The organism is Streptomyces sp. NPDC058375 (assembly GCF_042723425.1).
GTDB classification, from domain to species: domain Bacteria; phylum Actinomycetota; class Actinomycetes; order Streptomycetales; family Streptomycetaceae; genus Streptomyces; species Streptomyces durocortorensis.
Window position 1 is genome coordinate 1 of sequence record NZ_JBHXJG010000459.1, and the last position, 2,292, is coordinate 2,292.

Genomic DNA, 2,292 nt, shown 5'->3' on the forward strand with positions numbered 1-2,292 from the left:
CCTCCATCCGGAGGTGGTAGCCCTCGCTCGTCCCGGGTGCCGGCGAGACCGGCCGCGCTGTTCCTAGATGTCGAAGTACAGCTCGAACTCGTGCGGGTGCGGCCGCAGCTGGATCGGGGCGATCTCGTTCGTGCGCTTGTAGTCGATCCAGGTCTCGATCAGGTCCGCCGTGAAGACGCCGCCCGCCTGGAGGTACTCGTTGTCCGCTTCCAGGGCGTCGAGCACCGCCGGGAGGGAGGTCGGGACCTGCTGGACGTTGGCGTGCTCCTCGGGAGCCAGCTCGTAGAGGTCCTTGTCGATCGGCTCGGCCGGCTCGATCTTGTTCTTCACGCCGTCCAGGCCCGCCATCAGCAGCGCGGAGAACGCGAGGTACGGGTTGGAGGACGGGTCCGGGGCGCGGAACTCGACGCGCTTGGCCTTCGGGTTCGAGCCGGTGATCGGGATGCGCATCGCGGCGGAGCGGTTGCGCTGCGAGTACACCATGTTGACCGGGGCCTCGAAGCCGGGGACCAGGCGGTGGTAGGAGTTCACCGTCGGGTTGGTGAAGGCCAGCAGCGACGGGGCGTGCTTCAGGATGCCGCCGATGTAGTAGCGCGCCACGTCCGACAGGCCGGCGTAACCCTGCTCGTCGTAGAAGAGCGGCGAGCCGCCCTGCCACAGCGACTGGTGCACGTGCATGCCCGAGCCGTTGTCGCCGAAGATCGGCTTCGGCATGAAGGTCGCGGTCTTGCCGTTGCGCCAGGCGACGTTCTTCACGATGTACTTGAAGAGCATCAGGTCGTCGGCTGCGGCGAGCAGCGTGTTGAACTTGTAGTTGATCTCCGCCTGGCCGGCGGTGCCGACCTCGTGGTGCTGGCGCTCGACCTGGAGGCCGTTCTTGTCCAGCTCCAGGGAGATCTCGGCCCGCAGGTCGGCGAAGTGGTCCACCGGCGGGGCCGGGAAGTAGCCGCCCTTGTAGCGGACCTTGTAGCCGCGGTTGTTCTCGACCGCACCGGTGTTCCAGGCGCCGGCCTCGGAGTCGATGTGGTAGAAGCTCTCGTTCGCCGACGTCTGGAAGCGGACGTTGTCGAAGACGTAGAACTCGGCCTCTGGGCCGAAGTACGCGGTGTCCGCGATGCCGGTCGAAGCGAGGTAGGCCTCTGCCTTCTTGGCGATGTTGCGCGGGTCACGGCTGTACTGCTCGCCCGTGATCGGGTCGTGGATGAAGAAGTTGATGTTGACGGTCTTGTCGCGGCGGAAGGGGTCCACCCGAGCCGTCGACAGGTCCGCGCGCAGCGCCATGTCCGACTCGTGGATGGCCTGGAAGCCGCGGATCGACGAACCGTCGAAGGCCAGTTCCTCGGCCGGGTCGAAGGTCGCTGCCGGGATCGTGAAGTGCTGCATCACCCCGGGCAGGTCGCAGAACCGGACATCGATGAACTTGACGTCGTTGTCCGCTACGTACTTCTGCACTTCGTCGGCGTTCTGGAACATCCAACTCCTCCTACTCCCGGCCCGGGAGGGACGGGGTTGTAGCTCGTGGTGCGGCCAGTGCGGTGGCACACGCTGGACCCGACCATAGGCAGGCTCGATTTCTCAAGCGTGACCCATTTGTTTCGCCCAAGTTAACCGGGGCGGTGGTGGGCGTCATCTCAGCGGCGCTCTCCGCGCGGCTGTTTCCGTGCCCCGCCCGGCCGGGGGCAAACACGGGCGCAGTACCGTGGACGGGTGGACAACAGGCAAGCAATCGGATCGTGGCTCTCGGGGCCCCGCGCGGCCGCCGAGGGGATGGGCGCCGACTTCGGCTACCGGGGCAAGGGTCTCGGGCTGCCCGAGGAGGGGCCCGGCTCGGTCGCGCCGCTCGGTCGGCGCTTCGGAGCCCTCTTCATCGACTGGACGCTCTGCATGCTGATCGCATACGGGCTCCTCGCTCGCGGTGACCAGCAGGCGGCGGGGAACTGGGCGCTCGGGATCTTCTTCGTGCTGAGCCTGCTGACCGTCGGCACCATCGGCTGCACGCCCGGGAAGCGGCTGCTGGGCGTGCGCGTGGTCGCCGACGACGGCGGGCGGCTCGGGGTCGTGCGCGTTGCCGTGCGGACCGTCCTGCTCCTGCTCGTCATTCCCGCGCTGGTCTGGGACCGCGACGGGCGTGGACTACATGACCGGCTGTCGCGTTCCGTTCAGGTCCGGATGTGACACCGACGCCGTCACCGGCCGCGGATGTGACACCGACGCCGTCACCGGCCGCCTGAGCGCGAGGAACCGAGGAACCTGAGAGCACGTGAAACGGGGCGGCCCCCGGGACCGGTCATC

The 2,292-nt window shown here is 67.8% G+C and carries 2 protein-coding genes; one reads left to right on the top strand and one right to left on the bottom strand.

The genetic code is table 11. The features are described from left to right. Positions 1-63: 63 nt before the first annotated feature. Complete coding sequence (glnA, locus tag ACFWM7_RS34990; protein ID WP_383268740.1) at positions 64-1,473, bottom strand: type I glutamate--ammonia ligase; 1,410 nt, start codon at positions 1,471-1,473, stop codon at positions 64-66. 294 nt (positions 1,474-1,767) lie between these two features. Here glnA and ACFWM7_RS34995 point away from each other — a divergent pair, with 294 nt between their 5' ends. Beyond that, positions 1,768-2,175 carry an RDD family protein gene (locus tag ACFWM7_RS34995; RefSeq protein WP_205081751.1) on the top strand — a complete coding sequence of 136 codons (408 nt, stop codon included), beginning with the start codon at positions 1,768-1,770 and terminating at the stop codon, positions 2,173-2,175. The last annotated feature ends 117 nt before the right edge of the window (positions 2,176-2,292 follow it).